A 16,986-nucleotide genomic window follows, 5' to 3' on the forward strand; every position below is an offset into this window, starting at 1 on the left:
CCCCCCCCCGGCCCCCCCGCCACGGACGGGTCCGCGACGGTGACGTCCACGATGAACCCGGGCCGGCTGTGCATGCGCCGCGTGGTCACCGACTCCACGACGGCGACGACGGTCACCTCGGCGTCGTGCGGCAGCGCGGCGATGGGGGTGAGCTCGCCGCGCTCGATCCAGCGGCGCGGCACGTGGTCCAGCAGGTCCCCGACCGTGGTCAGCCCGAGCTCCTTCTCGAGGCGGGCGGGCAGCTTCCCGCCCAGCACCTCGGACAGGGGCAGGTCGGTGACGGGGGCCTCAGCGGCCATGGCACCCGTCCGGTGCGGCGTCGTCGCCGTGCGACGGCCCGGCCAGGTCGGTGACGGTCAGGCCCTCGACGTCGCCGGCGGCCCGCAGGGGGCCGATCGCGTCCTCGGCGCGGGGCACGTGCACGTGGACCCGCCACGGGACCCGGCCCTGCCCGTCACGGGCGGTCCCGAGGGGGGCCAGGATCACGGCGTCCCCCACGTCGGCCAGCCGTCGGCGCAGCTCGGCCGCGGCGAGCGGGGTGAGCGTCAGGGTGCCCATCACCTCGACGGCCCCCTCGGCCGGCGCCTCCGCCGCGGCGGCGGGCTCGCCCTCCGCGGCGTGGACGCCCTCGCCGTAGCCGGGGAGGGCGGTGGCCAGCTCCTCGTCCACGGGCGTGCCCGTCACGACGGCGCGCAGCGCCTCGAACACCCAGAGCAGCCCGACGGCACCGGCGTCCACGACCTGCGCCCCGGTCAGCGGGGCGAGCAACGACTCGGTCTCCTCCACGGCCTGCACGCAGTCGGCCAGCATGACGGTCACGGCCGGGCCGAGCCGCACGGCCGGGTCCGCGTCCCCGGCCACCGCGGGGGTGTCGGGGGCCTGGGTGGACGAGCGCGCGAGGCTGCGGGCGGCCGCGGAGAGCACCGTGAGGATCGTCCCCTCGCGCGGATCCGACAGGGCCTGCCGGGCGGCCCGGTCGGCGGCCCCGAATGCCGCCGCCAGGGCGAACGCGTCGACACGCTCCCGGCCGCGCAGGGGCTCGGCCATCCCCGCCAGGCTGACCGCCAGCAGCATGCCCGAGTTGCCCCGGGCCGAGTCCAGCGCGGCCGCCCCCGCGTGCGCGAGCACGGCGCCGGCGTCGTCCTGTGCGGGGCAGGCGTCGGCCGCGGTGCGGGCCGCCGTCAGCGTGGCGAGCATGTTCGTGCCCGTGTCCGCGTCCGGGACCGGGAAGAGGTTCAGGGCGTCGAGTCGCGGCGCGGCCCGGCCCACGAGCTCCTCCGCGAGCGCGAGCCAGTGCCGTACCAGTGACGGCCGGGACGGCGTGCTCACTGCGCGACGGCCTCCCCCAGGGTGCCGGTGCGGATGCCCTCGCCCAGGCGGGCGATCGCCGCCCAGTCCGGCCACACGACGTCCTCGCCGGTGTCCGTATAGCCCACGCCCACGGACGGCACCGTGCTGGTCACGATCGGGGCGTCGCGCGCGTCGCGCAGGGACCACGCCAGGTTCGCGAGGGTGCCGGAGTCGAGCTCGTCGTCGAGGGTCAGGAAGGGGGCGAACTCCTCGACGGCGGCCTGCACGCGGCTCGGGTCCGAGAGGGTGTCCCGCGAGAGGAACGCGGCCACGATGGCCTTGACCAGGCGCTGCTGGTTCTCCACGCGGTCGAAGTCGCTGCGCGGCAGGTTGTACCGTTCCCGCGCGTAGGCCAGGGCCTTGTCCCCGTCCATCTGCACGGTGCCCGCGGGGAAGTCGATGCCGCCGGTCGAGACGAAGGCGGCAGGGTTGTCCACGCTGACGCCGCCCAGGGCGTCCACGAGGCCCTTGAAGCCGGCGAGGTCCACGGCGATCACGTGGTCCACGCGTGCCTGGAACATGTTCTCCGCGGTGGCCACCGTCAGCGGGATGCCGCCGTACTGGTAGGCGGCGTTGACCTTGTGGTCCCCGTGCCCCGGGATCGGCACCCACATGTCACGCATGATGGACATGACCTGGATCTCGCTGCGGTCCCCGGGCACGTGGACCCACATGAGGGTGTCCGATCGGCCGGCGGAGTCACGGCCCTCCGCGCCCGCGTCCTCGCCGACGAGCAGCACGTCGAGGGCCTGCTCGTCCGCCTTCTCGTCCGCGCCCGGGGCGACGGGGCCCTGGGCGCCCTCGGCGGCCTGTTCCGCGTCCATGCCGGGCGGCGGCGCGGTGGGCTGCTGGGCGGACGCCCCCGCGGCGCCCGGGCGGCCCGACTCGGCGGGGAACGCGCCGCCGTCGAAGCGCTGGGTGTCCTGGTCGATGGTCCGGGCGATCCCGCCGACGTACACCGCCGCCGCGATGCCCACGGCCAGCAGTGCCACGAGCACGACCGCCAGGGCGATCAGCCACGGGCGGCGACGACGGCGGCGCCGCCCGACGGCGACGTCCTCCTGCGGGGGGCGGGGGCGGGGGTCCGCGGTGCTGCTCACGTGGGCTCCTGAGGCGGGGACGGGAACGGTCTCGCCCATGCTAGGGCACGGGCCCCCGCGGGTCCCGGCGCCGCGCGTATCCTGGGCGGATGGAATCCCGCCGTCTGCGTCGTCTCGTGCCCCTCCTGACCGCGATCGCCCTCGGCGCCACGGCCTGCACCGGACGGGTGGCCACGGTGGAGGCCGCGCCCCACGCCGCTGACCCGGCGTGTGCCCCGGCCATGGTGGCCATGCCCGACGCCCTGGGCGACCTCGACCTGCGCCCCACCGACAGCCAGGCGACGGCCGTGTGGGGCGACCCGGCCGCCGTCGTCCTGCGCTGCGGCGCCGAGGTCCCCGGCCCCACCACGGACCGCTGCATCTCCGTGGACGGGATCGACTGGGTCGTCCGGGACGAGGACGAGAACTGGCGGATCACCACCTACGGCCGTGACCCGGCCGTGGAGGTGCTGTTCGGCAAGGACCAGGCCAGCTCGGACACCGTGATGGTGGGCCTGTCCTCGGCGGTCGCGCAGATCGAGCCCAGCGGCGGCTGCGTCAGCGTGCAGGACGCCACACCCGTCGGCTGAGACCGGCGCGGGCCGCGTCAGTGCAGGCCGACGCCCCGCTCGAGGGCGAGGTCCAGCAGCTCCGAGATCAGATCGTCGTAGGACAGGCCCGTCCGCTCCCACATGGCCGGGTACATGCTGATGGGCGTGAAGCCCGGCATGGTGTTGATCTCGTTGACCACCCAGCGCCCGTCCGGGGTGAAGAAGAAGTCGCAGCGGCCGAGGCCGGACCCGTCCACGGCCTCGAAGGCGCGGATCGCCAGGGCGCGCAGTCGCTCGATCTCCTCCTCCGGCAGCTCGGCCGGGCAGGACAGCTGGGTGCTGCCGGTGTCCTGGTACTTCGACTCGAAGTCGTAGAACTGCGTCTCGCCCTCGTCGTGGGCCACGACGATCTCCCCCGGCAGCGAGGCGCGCGGGGCGGCGGCGCCGTGCCCGTCGAGGACGGCGCACTCGATCTCGCGGCCGACGATGCCCGCCTCCACCACGACCTTGGGGTCGAAGCGACGGGCCTCCTCGACGGCGGCGCGCAGACCCGCGGGCTCGGTGACGCGGGTGATGCCGAAGGACGAGCCGGCGCGGGCGGGCTTGACGAACAGCGGGTAGGCGAGCGCCCCGGCGCGGGCGAGGGCCGCCTCCGGATCGCGCGCCCAGTCGCGGGCGGTGATGGTCTCCCACGGGCCGACCTCGAGGCCGGCGGCCTGGAAGGCGACCTTCATGAAGTGCTTGTCCATGCCGACCGCGGAGGCGAGCACGCCGCAGCCCACGTAGGGCAGACCCAGCGACTCGAACATGCCCTGGAGGGTGCCGTCCTCGCCCCAGGGGCCGTGCAGCAGCGGGAACACGACGTCCACCGGGCCCAGCGAGGAGCCGTCGGCCGCGGTCAGCTCGACGGTGCCGTCCGGCAGGGCGCGCAGGCTCACCGGGGCCTCGGGCTCCGGCACCTCCGGCAGGGCGTCGCCGTCCAGGCGGAACGAGGCCACGTCCAGCTCGTCGTGCGACCACAGGCCGGAGCGGGCCACACCCACCGGCACGACGTCCCAGCGCTGACGGTCGGCCGCGTGCAGCACGCCCGCCGCGGTCACGCAGCTGATGGGGTGCTCGCTCGAGCGGCCGCCGAAGAGCAGGAGCACGCGGGGACGCGCGTCGGCGGCGGCCTCCGGGGCGGGGGTGGCGGTCATGCGGTGCGTCCTTCCGACTTCAGGTCACGGGCGAGCAGCAGCTCGGCGAGGCGGTCCACGGCCACGTCCCCGGCGACCACCCGGTCCATCAGCTCGCTGATGGGCATCTCCACACCGTGGGCGCGGGCGGCGTGCACGATGGCGGAGACGGACTTGATGCCCTCGGCCGTCTGGCTCATGGCGGCCACCGCCTCCTCCGCGCTGAGGCCGGTGCCGATGTGGCGGCCGGCCGTGCGGTTGCGGGAGAGGGGCGAGGCGCACGTGGCCACGAGGTCGCCCAGGCCGGCGAGCCCGGCCATGGTGGCCGGGTCGCCGCCGAGCGCGACGGCCAGCCGGGTGGTCTCGGCCAGGCCCCGGGTGATGACGGAGGCCTTGGAGTTGTCCCCCAGCCCCTGCCCGTCGCAGATGCCCACGGCGAGCGCGATGACGTTCTTCACCACACCGCCGATCTCCACGCCCACGACGTCGGTGTTCGTGTAGGGCCGGAAGGTCCGGCCGGCCGTGAGGGCGGCGATGCGCTCCGCCGTCGCGCGCGAGGCCGAGGCGACCACCGTGGCGGTGGGCTCGCCGCGCGCGATCTCGAGGGCGAGGTTGGGTCCGGAGACCACCGCGAACCGGTCCGGGCTGAGGCCCAGCTCCTCCGCGCAGACCTGCGACATCCGCGCGTCGGTGCCGCGCTCGAGGCCCTTGACGAGGGAGACCACGACGGCGTCCGGGGCCAGGTCGGCGCGCACGGCGTGCAGGGTCTCGCGCACGTGCTGCGCGGGCACGGCCACCACCACGACGCCGGCGCCCCGGACCGCCTCGGCGGCGTCGGTGACGGCGCGCACGCAGGTGGGCAGGGTGATGCCGGGCAGGTACTCGGGGTTCTCGTGTCGCTCGGTGATGGCCTCGGCGACCTCGGCCCGCCGGGACCACATCACGATCTCGGACGCGCGGGCGGACTCGGGGCTGGTGCTCAGGCCCAGGACGCGGGCGAAGGCCGACCCCCAGCTGCCGGCCCCGAGGACGGCGACGGTGCGCGGATCGCTCATGCCCCGGCCACCCGCGCTCCGGCCGTGGGATCCCAGCGGCCCTCCGGGGCCGGTTCTCCGCGCAGCTCGGCGACCAGGTCGGTGATCGCGGCCATCATGCGGCCGGTGCCCTCGCGCAGGGTCGCCGCCGTCACGGGGCGGTCCCGCAGGTCCGCGAGGTCGACGGGCGCGCCGACCCGGATCCGGGCGGTCTTGCGCGGGAGGACGCGGAGGGAGCGGCCGCCGTACGGCAGCAGCTCCTGGATGCCCCACTGACCGACGGGGATGAGCGGGGCGCCGGTCTGCAGGGCGAGGCGCACGGCCCCGTTGCGCCCGGCCATGGGCCAGCCGTCGGGATCGCGGGTGACGGTGCCCTCCGGGTAGACGATGATCGCCCGGCCCGTGGCGACGGCCTCGCGGGCGGCGGCGAGCGAGCGGCCGCCGTCGCGGGTGCGCTCGACCGGGATCATGCGGGTGGCCTCGAGGACCTGCTTGAGCACGGGCACCTTCCAGAGCTCGGCCTTGGCGAGGAAGGTCGGCAGCAGGCCCTGGTTGTAGACCATGTGGGCCACGGAGAGCGGGTCCACCTCCGAGATGTGGTTGACGGCGAGGATCGCGCCGGTCTCGGGCAGGTGCTCGGTCCCCTCCCACACCTGGCGGACGAGGGCCCGCATCGCCGGTCGCACGATCACCCCCGGGATCACGTAGGGGGCCCGCGCGGCACGCGTCGGACGACCCCCCGCGGCGGCAGGGCTCTGCGCGTCCACGCCGCTCACCGGTCGCGTTCGGTCGGCTCGACGTCGGCGCCGAGGCCCTCGAGCTTCGCCATGAAGTGCTCGTAGCCGCGGTTGATGATCTCCAGGCCCGTCGCCGTGGAGGTGCCCTCGGCGGTGAGGGCGGCGATCAGGTGGGAGAAGCCGCCGCGCAGGTCCGGGATGTCGAACTCGACGCCGTGCAGCGGCGTCGGGCCGGAGATCACGGCCGAGTGCAGGAAGTTGCGCTGACCGAAGCGGCACGGCACGGAGCCGAGGCACTCGCGGTGCAGCTGGATGGAGGCGCCCATCCGCACGAGGGCGTCGGTGAAGCCGAAGCGGTTCTCGTACACGGTCTCGTGCACGATGGAGACCCCCTTGGCCTGGGTCAGCGCCACCACGAGGGGCTGCTGCCAGTCGGTCATGAAGCCGGGGTGCACATCCGTCTCGAGCACGAGCGGGTTGAGATCGCCGCCGGCGTGCCAGAACCGGATGCCGTCGTCGACGACGTCGAACTCGCCGCCGATCTTGCGGTAGGTGTTCAGGAACGCCGTCAGGTCGCGCTGTTCGGCGCCGCGGACGTAGATGTCCCCGCGGGTGGCCAGGGCGGCGGAGGCCCACGAGGCGGACTCGTTGCGGTCGGGCAGCGAGATGTGGTTGTAGCCGCGCATCTCGCTCACGCCCTCGATGCGGATGGTGCGGTCCGTCTGCACGGTGATGATCGCGCCCATCTTCTGCAGGACGGCGATGAGGTCGTGGATCTCCGGCTCGACGGCGGCGCCCTTGAGCTCGGTGATGCCCTCGGCCTTGACGGCGGTCAGCAGCACCTGCTCGGTGGCGCCGACGGAGGGGTACGGCAGCTCGAGCTTGGCGCCGTGCAGGCCCTTGGGGGCGGAGATGGAGATGCCGCCCGGGCGCTTGTCCACGACGGCGCCGAAGTTGCGCAGCACGGCCAGGTGGTAGTCGATCGGGCGGTCGCCGATCTTGCAGCCGCCGAGGTCGGGGATGAAGGCCTCCCCGATCGCGTGCATGAGCGGGCCGCAGAAGAGGATCGGGATGCGCGAGTCGCCGGCGTGGGCGTCGATCTCGGCGGTCAGGGCCGACTTCACCCCGGCCGGGTCCATCGTGATCCGCCCGGTCTCCTTGTCCCACTCCACGGACACGCCGTGGATCTCGAGGAGGGAGCTGACGACGTCCACGTCCTTGATCTCGGGGATGTTCCGGAGCACGGACGGCGAGTTGCCGAGCAGGGCGGCCACCATGGCCTTGGGCACCAGGTTCTTGGCGCCGCGCACGGTCACCTCACCGGTCAGCGGCTTGCCGCCATGGATGGTCAAGAGCTTCGCCATGCGCGTCCTTCCTCAGCGCGGCCGCAGGGCCACGGTCTCGGCCACTCCGCCGGAGCGGGGAGGTCTCTGAACGGGACCGCCCGCCGTGTGCGGCGGGCGGTCCCGGAATCGCCTCCCAGCATAGGGCGTCGCCGGGCACGCGCGGCAATGGTGCGCTCCCGGCGGCGGCCGGTCAGCCGGCCGTGCGGGCCGGCAGGGTGGTGGGCTTGTACGCGGGGCGGTCCGCCTCGTAGGCGTCGATCTCGGCCTGGTGCCCCAGGGTGACGGCGATGTCGTCCAGGCCCTCGAGCAGCCGGTGACGGGTGTCGTCGTCGATCTGGAAGGGGGCGGTCACATCCCCGCACTCGACGGTGCGTGTGACGAGGTCCACGGTGACCGGGGTCCCGGGACGGTTCTCCAGCTCCTTCCAGATGCGCTCGACGTCCTCCTGCTCCACCTGGGCCGCGACGAGCCCCTGCTTGGCGGAGTTGCCGCGGAAGATGTCCGCGAAGCGCGGGGAGATCACGGCGCGGAAGCCGTAGTCCTTGAGCGCCCACACGGCGTGTTCGCGCGAGGAGCCGGTGCCGAAGTCCGAGCCCGCCACGAGCACGGTGCCCCCGCTGAACGGCTCGGTGTTCAGGATGAAGTCGGGGTCCTGGCGCCAGCCTGCGAACAGGGCGTCCTCGAAGCCCGTGCGGGAGATCCGCTTGAGGTACACGGCCGGGATGATCTGGTCCGTGTCCACGTTCGAGGCGCGCAGCGGCACGCCGACGCCGGTGTGGGTGGTGAACTTCTCCATGGCTCAGGCCTCCTGGAGGGTGAGGGCGGGCAGGTCGGACGGGCTGGCGAGGCGGCCCAGCACGGCGGTGGCCGCGGCGACCACCGGGGACACCAGGTGGGTGCGTCCGCCCTTGCCCTGCCGGCCCTCGAAGTTGCGGTTGGAGGTGGACGCGCAGCGCTCCCCCGGGGCGAGCTGGTCCGGGTTCATGCCCAGGCACATGGAGCAGCCGGCGAACCGCCACTCGGCCCCGAAGTCCTCGAACACCCTGTCCAGGCCCTCGTCCATGGCCTGCAGACGCACGCGCGCCGAGCCCGGCACGACCATGACGCGCAGCCCCTCGGCCTTGCGCCGGCCCCGGACGACCTCGGCGAACGCCCGCAGGTCCTCGATGCGGGAGTTGGTGCACGAGCCCATGAAGACGGTGTCGACCTCGACCTGCTTCATCGGCGTGCCGGGGGCCAGGTCCATGTAGGACAGCGCCTTGCGGGCCGCCTCCTGGGCCACCGGGTCGGTGAAGTCCTCGGGCGCGGGGACGGTGTCGTTCAGGCTCACGCCCTGACCCGGGTTGGTGCCCCACGTGACGAACGGCTCCAGCGTGTCCGCGTCGATGACCACCTCGGCGTCGAACTCCGCGCCCTCATCCGTGGCGAGGGTGCGCCAGTGCTCGACGGCGGCGTCCCAGTCGGCGCCCTCGGGGGCATGGGGCCGTCCCTTCAGGTAGGCGAAGGTGGTCTCGTCCGGGGCGACCATGCCGGCGCGGGCGCCGGCCTCGATGGACATGTTGCAGATGGTCATCCGGCCCTCCATGGAGAGGTTCCGGATGGCCTCACCGCGGTACTCGAGCACGAAGCCCTGGCCCCCGCCCGTGCCGATCTTCGCGATGACCGCGAGGATGATGTCCTTGGCCGTCACACCCGGGCGCAGCGTGCCGTCCACGGTGACCGCCATGGTCTTGAAGGGCTTCAGCGGCAGGGTCTGGGTCGCCAGGACGTGCTCGACCTCGGAGGTGCCGATGCCGAACGCCAGGGCGCCGAACGCACCGTGGGTGGAGGTGTGGGAGTCGCCGCAGACCACGGTGAGGCCGGGCTGGGTCAGGCCCAGCTGGGGGCCGACGACGTGAACGATGCCCTGCTCGGCGTCGCCCAACGGGTGCAGGCGGACGCCGAACTCGGCGCAGTTGGCCCGCAGGGTCTCGATCTGGGTGCGCGAGGTGGGATCCGCGATCGGCTGGTCGATGTCCAGCGTCGGGGTGTTGTGGTCCTCCGTGGCGATGGTCAGGTCGGGCCGACGCACCGGACGCCCGGCCAGACGCAGCCCCTCGAAGGCCTGCGGGCTCGTCACCTCGTGCACGAGGTGCAGGTCGATGTAGAGCAGGTCGGGGGTGCGGGAGGCGCCCTCGCCCCCGCCGCGCACCACCACGTGCTCGTCCCAGACCTTCTCGGCCAGCGTCCTGGGCCGCGTCGTCGCCGTCGTCATGTGCCGCACCTTCCTGCTCACGCACCTGTCAGTCGTCGCCCGGCGCGGGGCGCCGGTGCTCACGGACCACTGTGGGGCGCGGCGGGGCTGTTCTCGACCACGCGGCGCGATATTCCACATCGTGAGATTTCGTCTCACATGCCGGACGCGGCGGAGGCCGGCCCGGTCGCGCACGTCGCGCGCCGACATCCCCGGCCGTCCGCGCAGTGAGACGACTACGATCACCCCATGACCACCGAGCCCGTGCGCCCGCCCACCGAGGACGACCTCATCGGCCCCTCGCTCCACCGGCATCCCAGCGGTGTCGGCGTGGTGGACAAGTCGGTGGCGATCCTTGACGCGCTCGAGTCCGGCCCGGCCACGCTCGCCCAGCTCGTCATCGCCACCGGGATCGCGCGGCCCACGCTGCACCGGCTCGCGGCCGCCCTCACGCACCACCGCATGGTGGGCAAGGACCTGCAGGGCCGCTACGTGCTGGGCACCCGCCTCGCCGAGCTCGCCTCCGCCGCCGGCGAGGACCGGCTCACCACGGCCTCCGGCCCGGTGCTGCTGTGGCTGCGCGACGCCACGGGCGAGAGCGCCCAGGTGTTCCGTCGGCAGGCGGACTCCCGCGTGTGCGTGGCCAGCGCGGAGCGGCCCTGGGGCCTGCGCGACACCATCCCCGTGGGCGCTCGCATGTCCATGAAGGCCGGCTCCGCCGCGCAGGTGCTCCTGGCCTGGGAGGACCACGAGCGGCTCGTCGAGGGGCTGGCCGGCGCCGTGTTCACACCCACCGTCCTCGCGGCGGTGCGGCGGCGCGGCTGGGCCCAGTCCCTGGCCGAGCGCGAGCCCGGGGTCGCCTCGGTGTCGGCGCCGGTGCGCGGTCCCAGCGGCCGCGTCATCGCGGCGGTCTCGATCTCCGGCCCCCTCGAGCGGCTCTCCCGACAGCCGGGCCGGCTGCACGCGGACGCCGTCGTCTCCGCCGCGACGCGGCTCACCGAGCTCATCCGCGCCGGCGAGGCCTGAGGCCCGCCCGCGCCACCGACGGGACGCGCCGCCGAGACACCCCGTTCTTCCCGCGTTCACCCGCGGGGCCTAGCGTCAGCCAGGTCCCCGACCGCCGCCCCCGCACCACCGAGGAGTCCGCCGTGACCGAGACGACCGCGCCCGCCGCCCCCGCCGAGCAGGAGGCCGCGCCGCGGCTGTCCGTGATCGGCACGGGCTATCTGGGCGCCACGCACGCCGCGTGCATGGCCGAGCTGGGCTTCGAGGTCCTCGGCGTGGACGTGGACCCGGCCAAGATCGAGCGCCTGGCCCGCGGCGAGGTGCCCTTCCACGAACCCGGCCTGCCCGAGCTGCTGCGCACCCACGTCGCCTCCGGGCGGCTGCGCTTCACCACGGACGTCGCGGAGGCGGCCCGCTGGGCGGACGTCCACTTCATCGGCGTCGGCACCCCGCAGAAGGTGGGCGAGACCGCGGCGGACCTGAGCTATGTGGACGCCGCCGTCGCCTCCCTCGCTGCGGCGATCGACCGCGACGCGCTGATCGTCGGCAAGTCGACCGTGCCCGTGGGCACCGCGCGCCGCCTGGCCGAGCTCGTGCGCACCGTGCGCGCCGAGGCCGGGCTGCCGGGCGAGGTCGAGCTCGCCTGGAACCCCGAGTTCCTGCGGGAGGGCTTCGCCGTGAGGGACACGCTCACCCCGGACCGCCTCGTCATCGGCACGCACGGGCCCCGCGCCGCGGGCATCCTGCGCCGGGTCTACGCGCGGCAGCTCGCGGACGACACCCCGTGGATCAGCACGGACCTCGAGACGGCCGAGCTGGTGAAGGTGGCCGCGAACGCCTTCCTGGCCACGAAGATCTCGTTCATCAACGCGTTCTCGGAGATCACCGAGAACGTGGGCGGGGACATCGGCACCCTTGCGGACGCGATCGGCCACGACGCGCGGATCGGACGCCGGTTCCTCAACGCGGGCGTGGGGTTCGGGGGCGGCTGTCTGCCCAAGGACATCCGCGCGCTCCAGGCGCGCGTCTCCGAGCTGGGCCTGGACCGGACCATGCGGTTTCTGGCGGAGGTGGACGACATCAACCTGCGCCGCCGTGACCGCGTGGTGGACCTGGCGGTGCAGGTGCTCTCCGCGGCTCGCGACGGCCGGATCCGCCGGGCCGAGGCCTCCGGGCCCGCCCCCACCCCCGCGAGCGTGCAGGTGCTCAACGGCACGCGGATCGCCGTGCTGGGCGTCACGTTCAAGCCGGACTCCGACGACGTCCGGGACTCCCCCGCCCTCGACGTCGCCAACCGTCTCTACACGGCCGGCGCCGACGTCCGGGTGTACGACCCCGAGGGCAATGCCAACGCGGCCGCCCGCTTCCCGCGGCTCGACTACGTGGACTCGCTCGAGGCGGCCGTGGACGGCGCCGAGCTGACCCTGCTGCTGACCGAGTGGCGCCAGTTCCGCGAGATGGATCCGGACACCGTGGGCGCACGCGTGGCCTCCCGCCTGCTGATCGACGGGCGCAACGTCCTGGACGTCGCCGCGTGGCGCGAGCACGGGTGGGACGTCATCGGCCTCGGCCACCGCTTCGACCCGGAGCGACTCCTCCGCGCGGCCTGACCCGCCCGCGGACCCCGGCCCGGGCGCTCAGCCGGCGAACGGGTCCCAGCCGGACTCGGACAGGGGCCGGTGCCCGGTCGGCGGCCGGGCCCCGTCCGGCACGAGCCGGCCGATCCGCGTGAACCCCCGGGGCAGCTCGGTCTCGGGCCACGCCAGCCCCAGGAGGCCGTAGTCCTCGCCCCCGCCGGTCACGAGCGCCTCCGGACTGGTCCCGGCCAGGGCGGCCACGCGGCGCAGGGGTGCGGCGGTCGCCGCCAGCCAGGCCTCGTCCAGCCACGGTGCCGGCGCGGGTCCGGCCCCGCCGGTGGCGGCCGCCATGCGGTGCGCGTCCTTGCCCAGGCCGTCGGAGACGTCCATGAGGGTGAGCAGGCCGGCCGTCACCGCGGCGGGTCCGAGGGCCAGCGGCGGGCGGGGTCGCAGCTGGGCGCGGACGGCGCGGGCGAGCTCCCGCGGTGACGGCCGGTCGGCGGCGGGGAGGGCGTCCGCCCGTCGCTCCAGCTCCGCGCGGTCGGTGAGCAGCAGGGCGAGCCCGGCGGCGGCCCACCCCGGCCCCGGGGGCGCGGCGGCCCGGGGACCGTCCGGCACCGCCTGGGCATGGACGAGGTCGGCGCCCTCGGCGAGCACGCGGTCCCGGTCCGCCGCGGCCGGCGTGCGGCACAGCACTCCGCCGGGGTGCGGGTCCCCGAGCACCGTCACCGCGGCGTGGACCCGTCCGCCGGTGCCCAGGTCGCCCCCGGCCACCCGGCAGTCCGGCGCGCCGAGGTGACGCACCGCGCCCACGATGCCCGCGGCGAACGACCGCACCCAGGCGACCGGCGTCGTCGGCGGCAGGGTGAGGGCGGTGACGAGCGCGGAGGCGGTCCCGCCCATCGCGTTGACGTCCGAGAGGTTCTGGGCGACGGCCTTCCAGCCGGCGTCGTGGCCGCGGGTGCGGGGGCCGGCCGGCCAGCGGTGCAGGAAGTCCGTGCCCTCCCCCATCGCGTCCGTGGAGATGAGCGTCCCGCCGCGGGGCGCGGGCACGAGGGCGGCGTCGTCGCCCGGGGCGACGGTGCCGGCGGGCCAGTGGCCGTCCCGGACGGCGGGGGCGAGCCCGGTCAGGACGACCTCCAGCAGCTCGGCCTCCGTGAGGTCGCCGACGGTCGCCCCCGCCGCGGCCGCGGGGTCGCGCACCGTCATCGGCGGCCCCGCCGGACCGGGGCGCCGGAGGCCCGGGCGAGGGCGTCGCGGAAGGCGCGGAAGCGGTCCACCTCGGCGCGCACCGGGTCGACGACGAGCCGCCGGCCGACGTCGGTGGTCGCCTCCTCGAGGCGGCGGCGCGCGTGGCGTCCCCGCGCCGCGGCGGTCCACCGGGTCAGGGGGATCGCCAGCAGGGCCAGGAGCACGCCGAGCGCGAGGCCGCCGACGAGCAGCAGCGTCGGGAGGGGGAAGCCCTCGACCGTGGGGGCGGGCGGCAGGGGGAACTGCAGGTACCCGGCCAGGGCGAGGACGCCCAGCCAGCCGGCGCCGACGACGGCGGTGAGGAGGGCGAGCCACTGCAGCACGTCCAGCACGGGGTGCCACCAGCTGCCCCGACCGGCCCCGAGGTCGGTGGCGGCGATCGCCTGGTCCACGGCGCCGGGGAGCTCCTCGGCGTGCTCCCGGCCCGCGCGGCGGATGGCGGCGGCCCACGGCTCGGAGGCTCCCGCGCCGGCCGCGGCGGCCAGCGTGCGGACCGCGCCGTCGACGACGGCCCGCTGGGTGCCCGAGCGCTCGGGCAGGGAGGTGCGGTGCAGCGCGGGGTCGCGGGCGACCTCGTCCCGGTCGCGGCGGGGGGCGGCGCTCTCGGGCATCAGGTGCAGGCGCCGCAGGGGGTCCGCGCGGAAGGAGTGCATCCAGCGCAGCACGGGCCAGCTGGTGCGCTTGGCCGAGCGCAGCCGGTACGAGCCCTCCACCGCCCGGACGACGGCCGGCACGCCGCCGGCCACGGCCAGCTCGCGCCCGAGCCGCTGCTCGTCCCCGGGCCCGACGCCGGCCGGCTCGCCCTCGCCCGAGGCGGCGGCGAGGTCCGCGGCACGGGCCGCGACGTCCGCGCCCAGGCGTTCGGCGGCCGCGCCGCGCTGGGCGACGATCGCCGCGACCTGCCGGCCGACCTCCTCGAGGCCCTCCCCCGTGCGCGCGGACACGGGCAGCACCCGGACGTCGCCGAGGCCGTGGCCGGAGAGCATCCGGCGCAGCGAGGCCAGCACGACGTCCCGGTCACGCACCGAGAGCCGGTCCACCTGGTTGAGCAGCACGAGGGTGACGGCCGCGTGCGAGCCCATGGTCGCCAGGAACTCGCGGTGCAGCACGGCGTCCGCGTACTTCTCCGGGTCCACGACCCACACCAGCACGTCCACGTGGCCGGCCAGCCGGGAGGTGATCTCGCGGTTGCCCCGCTCGACCGAGTCGATGTCCGGCAGGTCCAGCAGGATCAGGCCGGTGGCGTCGGCGCCGTCACGGCGGCCGAAGCCGAGGAAGCCGGGGCGGCCGTCGTCGAGCACGGGCGCCTCGTCCAGCAGGTGGCGGCGGCGCACGCCGAGCCAGTCGAGCAGCGCGGCCGCGCCGCCGCCCTCGCCGGTGCCGTCGCCGTGCTCCGCGTCCGGGTCCAACCCCTGTCCCCGGCCCACGCCCCAGACCGCGGCGAGCGGCTCGGACGTGGTGGGCCGGGTGGCGGCCACGCGGGCCAGGTCGCGGCCGGTGAGCGCGTTGAACAGGGAGGACTTGCCGGAGCCCGTCGCCCCGAAGAACCCGACCACGGTGTGCTCCGCGGAGAGTGCCTGGCGCTCCCCGGCCGCGCGCACGACGGCGTCGGCCCCGGCCACGACGTCCTCGGGCAGGCGGCCCGCGGCCAGCTCGGCGGCCTCGCCGAGGGCGTCCAGGCGGGGGGCCAGGGCGGGGGTGTCGCGGCGGCTCATCGGGGCTCCTCCCCCGCCTCGGCGGCGGACGGGGCGTGCTCGGGCCCGGTCGGGCCGTCGACGCCGGCGGCCACCCCGCGGCGCAGCACCGGCACGAGGGCGCGCAGCTCCTCGGTGGCCTGCGGCTCGCGCTCGAGGTGGAGCAGCGGCAGGAAGCGGTCCGCGAGCACGGTCTCGAGGAAGGCCCGCACTCGGTGCTCGAGCAGCTCATCGGCACGCCGGGCCATGCGGCGCACGGCGTCCTCGCCGAAGATCGACTCGAGCAGCTTCTGCCCGACGACGGCGGCGCCGCCGGCGATGCCGACCTCGATGCCCGCGAGTCCGCCGGTGGAGGCGAACGAGATGATCATGAGGGCCACGGCCGCGCCGTTCACGCCGGTGGCCGCCAGGCGGGCGCGCGTGCGCTTGCCCGCGCCCTCCTCCTGGATCAGCGCCAGCACGTCCGACTGCCAGTCCCGCACGACGTCGGCCGCCCGCGCCGACGTGTCCGGCGCCAGGGCGCCCAGGTCGCGCCCGGCCACGAGGGCCCGGCCCGCCGGCTCGGACGCCCAACGCCGCTCGATCTGCTCGGCGGCCGCGGCGGCCGCCTCGACCATCACGGCGTGCAGGCCGGTCTCGAGCGCGGTCTCGACCTCTTCGGGCGGGGCCGGGCGCCCGCGCACCAGGGCGCCGAGGCGGTCCCGCAGCCGGCCGATCGTGGTCTCGACGCCGCGGAAGAACTCCCCCGTGCCGACGAAGTCCTGCCAGCGGGAGAGCACCTCGCCGCGCAGCAGCGTGCCGTCCGAGGTGGCCTCGTGGACCCGGCCGACGGCCTGGTCCGTGGAGTCCCCCACGATCCGGGCGAGCAGGTCCGCGGCGTGCCGCTGCTCCTCCTCGGCGCGGGCCAGGTCGGCGACGCGGGCGGCCAGCTGGCCCAGCACGCCGTCCACGGTCCGGCGGGCGACGGCGCCGCGCGCCTGGGCGTCGGCGGCGAGGGTCTCGAGCCAGGCGCGCAGGCCCGCGACGTGCTCCTGCGGGAGCAGACCGCGCTCGTCGAAGCGGGTCTCGGGGATCACGTGGATCCGGGCGTCGGCGAGGCCGCGCTCGGTGAGCATGCGCCGCAGGTCCGGGGTGATGTCCTCCGCCGCGCCCTCGGGCACGCGGCCGAGCACGACGGCCACGGTGATGTCGCGGGCGGCGGCCTCGTCCAGCAGCTGCCAGGGCACGGCGTCGGCGTAGCGGTGCGCCGTCGTCGTGAAGATCCACAGGTCGGCGGCCTCGAGGAGCTGCCGGGCCAGCGCGCGGTTCTGGTCCGCCACGGAGTCGATGTCCGGGGCGTCCACGAGGGCGATGCCTGACGGCAGTGCGGGCTCGGCCACGAGCGCGACCGTGTCCATCGCGGACTGGTCGGGTTCGACGGGGCCGGCGGCCGCGTCGCGGTGCACGCTGACGCGGGCGAGGTCGGGCAGCACCCGCGGGCCCGTGAACCAGTGGGCGTCGGCGGGGTTGTGCAGCAGCAGCGGCTGCCGCGTGGTGGGCCGCAGGGCGGAGGAGCGGGAGACCTCGTGGCCGACGAGCGCGTTCACCAGCGTGGACTTGCCCGCACCGGTGGAGCCGCCGACGACGGCCAGCAGCGGCGCGTCGAGCGAGTCGAGGCGGGGCAGCACGTAGTCGTCGATCTGGTGCAGGGTGCGCTCTCGCTCGGCGCGGTCCTGCCCTGCGGTGACGGTCTCGAAGGGCAACTCGAGCGCGGCGAGGTGCTCGCGCACGCGGCGGACGGCCGTGTCGACACCGAGGTCTGGGACGTTCTGATCCGTGTGTGGCACGTGGGCCATCGTCTCACGGGCGCGCGCCGGCCGCCCATCCCGCCGGCCCGGCGGACGGAGACGACGGAAGCCCGGTCCGCAGGGACCGGGCTTCCTGTCACTCGGGTGACCCCAGCGGGATTTGAACC

At 75.6% G+C, this 16,986-nt stretch carries 14 protein-coding genes and 1 pseudogene; 3 read left to right on the forward strand and 12 right to left on the reverse strand.

Features of this window, described 5'->3' with window-relative positions:
• The 3 genes and pseudogenes from SJ20_RS05095 to SJ20_RS05105 form a co-directional block, all read right to left on the reverse strand.
• A pseudogene (locus SJ20_RS05095) lies at positions 1-299 on the reverse strand (ATP-dependent DNA helicase RecG); the annotation flags it as partial.
• Complete coding sequence (locus SJ20_RS05100) at positions 289-1,329, reverse strand: DAK2 domain-containing protein (RefSeq protein ID WP_044659162.1); 1,041 nt, start codon at positions 1,327-1,329, stop codon at positions 289-291. The gene SJ20_RS05100 and the pseudogene SJ20_RS05095, both read right to left, overlap by 11 nt.
• Positions 1,326-2,450, reverse strand: a complete 1,125-nt coding sequence (locus SJ20_RS05105) for an LCP family protein (protein ID WP_044659163.1) — start codon at positions 2,448-2,450, stop codon at positions 1,326-1,328. The genes SJ20_RS05100 and SJ20_RS05105 overlap by 4 nt, the downstream gene beginning before the upstream one ends.
• An 89-nt stretch (positions 2,451-2,539) precedes the next feature.
• On the opposite strand from SJ20_RS05105, the gene SJ20_RS05110 reads away from it, so the two are divergent.
• Complete coding sequence (locus tag SJ20_RS05110) at positions 2,540-3,019, forward strand: DUF3515 family protein (protein WP_044659164.1); 480 nt, start codon at positions 2,540-2,542, stop codon at positions 3,017-3,019.
• Between the two features lie 17 nt (positions 3,020-3,036).
• On the opposite strand, the gene SJ20_RS05115 is transcribed toward SJ20_RS05110, so the two are convergent.
• From SJ20_RS05115 to leuC, 6 genes are all read right to left on the reverse strand, one after another.
• A complete protein-coding gene (locus SJ20_RS05115; protein ID WP_044659165.1) occupies positions 3,037-4,176 on the reverse strand; it encodes a D-alanine--D-alanine ligase family protein in 1,140 nt (379 codons plus the stop codon).
• The gene (locus SJ20_RS05120) at positions 4,173-5,210 is read right to left on the reverse strand and encodes an NAD(P)H-dependent glycerol-3-phosphate dehydrogenase (RefSeq protein ID WP_044659166.1); all 1,038 of its coding nucleotides are present in this window, start codon (positions 5,208-5,210) and stop codon (positions 4,173-4,175) included. The genes SJ20_RS05115 and SJ20_RS05120 overlap by 4 nt, the downstream gene beginning before the upstream one ends.
• A complete protein-coding gene (locus SJ20_RS05125; protein ID WP_235281260.1) occupies positions 5,207-5,863 on the reverse strand; it encodes a 1-acyl-sn-glycerol-3-phosphate acyltransferase in 657 nt (218 codons plus the stop codon). The genes SJ20_RS05120 and SJ20_RS05125 overlap by 4 nt, the downstream gene beginning before the upstream one ends.
• 98 nt (positions 5,864-5,961) lie before the next feature.
• Positions 5,962-7,290 carry a UDP-N-acetylglucosamine 1-carboxyvinyltransferase gene (gene murA, locus SJ20_RS05130; protein WP_044659167.1) on the reverse strand — a complete coding sequence of 443 codons (1,329 nt, stop codon included), beginning with the start codon at positions 7,288-7,290 and terminating at the stop codon, positions 5,962-5,964.
• A 172-nt stretch (positions 7,291-7,462) separates the two neighbouring features.
• Entirely contained in the window at positions 7,463-8,068 is a 606-nt protein-coding gene (leuD, locus tag SJ20_RS05135) for a 3-isopropylmalate dehydratase small subunit (RefSeq protein ID WP_036338085.1), read from the reverse strand.
• A 3-nt stretch (positions 8,069-8,071) separates the two neighbouring features.
• The gene (gene leuC / locus SJ20_RS05140; protein ID WP_044659168.1) at positions 8,072-9,526 is read right to left on the reverse strand and encodes a 3-isopropylmalate dehydratase large subunit; all 1,455 of its coding nucleotides are present in this window, start codon (positions 9,524-9,526) and stop codon (positions 8,072-8,074) included.
• 228 nt (positions 9,527-9,754) lie between these two features.
• Here leuC and SJ20_RS05145 point away from each other — a divergent pair, with 228 nt between their 5' ends.
• Both SJ20_RS05145 and SJ20_RS05150 read left to right on the forward strand, forming a co-directional pair.
• Positions 9,755-10,531, forward strand: a complete 777-nt coding sequence (locus tag SJ20_RS05145) for an IclR family transcriptional regulator (protein WP_078026043.1) — start codon at positions 9,755-9,757, stop codon at positions 10,529-10,531.
• Positions 10,532-10,653: 122 nt separating this feature from the next.
• Entirely contained in the window at positions 10,654-12,120 is a 1,467-nt protein-coding gene (locus tag SJ20_RS05150; protein ID WP_036312925.1) for a UDP-glucose/GDP-mannose dehydrogenase family protein, read from the forward strand.
• Positions 12,121-12,147: 27 nt separating this feature from the next.
• Here SJ20_RS05150 and SJ20_RS05155 read toward each other — a convergent pair whose 3' ends face one another.
• The 3 genes from SJ20_RS05155 to SJ20_RS05165 are packed head-to-tail and all read right to left on the reverse strand — an operon-like array spanning position 12,148 to position 16,858.
• On the reverse strand, positions 12,148-13,296 hold the full coding sequence (locus tag SJ20_RS05155) for a thiamine-monophosphate kinase (protein WP_044659169.1): 1,149 nt from the start codon (positions 13,294-13,296) through the stop codon (positions 12,148-12,150).
• A complete protein-coding gene (locus tag SJ20_RS05160) occupies positions 13,293-15,053 on the reverse strand; it encodes a GTPase (RefSeq protein ID WP_036338076.1) in 1,761 nt (586 codons plus the stop codon). Before SJ20_RS05160 ends, SJ20_RS05155 begins: the two co-directional genes overlap by 4 nt.
• A complete protein-coding gene (locus SJ20_RS05165; RefSeq protein ID WP_044659171.1) occupies positions 15,050-16,858 on the reverse strand; it encodes a dynamin family protein in 1,809 nt (602 codons plus the stop codon). The genes SJ20_RS05160 and SJ20_RS05165 overlap by 4 nt, the downstream gene beginning before the upstream one ends.
• Between the last annotated feature and the right edge of the window lie 128 nt (positions 16,859-16,986).

This window comes from Micrococcus sp. MS-ASIII-49, from assembly GCF_000946635.1.
GTDB classification, from domain to species: Bacteria; Actinomycetota; Actinomycetes; order Actinomycetales; family Micrococcaceae; genus Micrococcus; species Micrococcus luteus.

Coding starts and splice junctions, on each gene's coding strand:
- SJ20_RS05110 (WP_044659164.1), top strand. CDS start 2,540: ATGGAATCCCGCCGTCTGCGTCGTCTCGTGCCCCTCCTGACCGCGATC.
- SJ20_RS05115 (WP_044659165.1), bottom strand. CDS start 4,176: ATGACCGCCACCCCCGCCCCGGAGGCCGCCGCCGACGCGCGTCCCCGC.
- SJ20_RS05120 (WP_044659166.1), bottom strand. CDS start 5,210: ATGAGCGATCCGCGCACCGTCGCCGTCCTCGGGGCCGGCAGCTGGGGG.
- SJ20_RS05125 (WP_235281260.1), bottom strand. CDS start 5,863: ATGCGGGCCCTCGTCCGCCAGGTGTGGGAGGGGACCGAGCACCTGCCC.
- murA (WP_044659167.1), bottom strand. CDS start 7,290: ATGGCGAAGCTCTTGACCATCCATGGCGGCAAGCCGCTGACCGGTGAG.
- leuD (WP_036338085.1), bottom strand. CDS start 8,068: ATGGAGAAGTTCACCACCCACACCGGCGTCGGCGTGCCGCTGCGCGCC.
- leuC (WP_044659168.1), bottom strand. CDS start 9,526: ATGACGACGGCGACGACGCGGCCCAGGACGCTGGCCGAGAAGGTCTGG.
- SJ20_RS05145 (WP_078026043.1), top strand. CDS start 9,755: ATGACCACCGAGCCCGTGCGCCCGCCCACCGAGGACGACCTCATCGGC.
- SJ20_RS05155 (WP_044659169.1), bottom strand. CDS start 13,296: ATGACGGTGCGCGACCCCGCGGCCGCGGCGGGGGCGACCGTCGGCGAC.
- SJ20_RS05160 (WP_036338076.1), bottom strand. CDS start 15,053: ATGAGCCGCCGCGACACCCCCGCCCTGGCCCCCCGCCTGGACGCCCTC.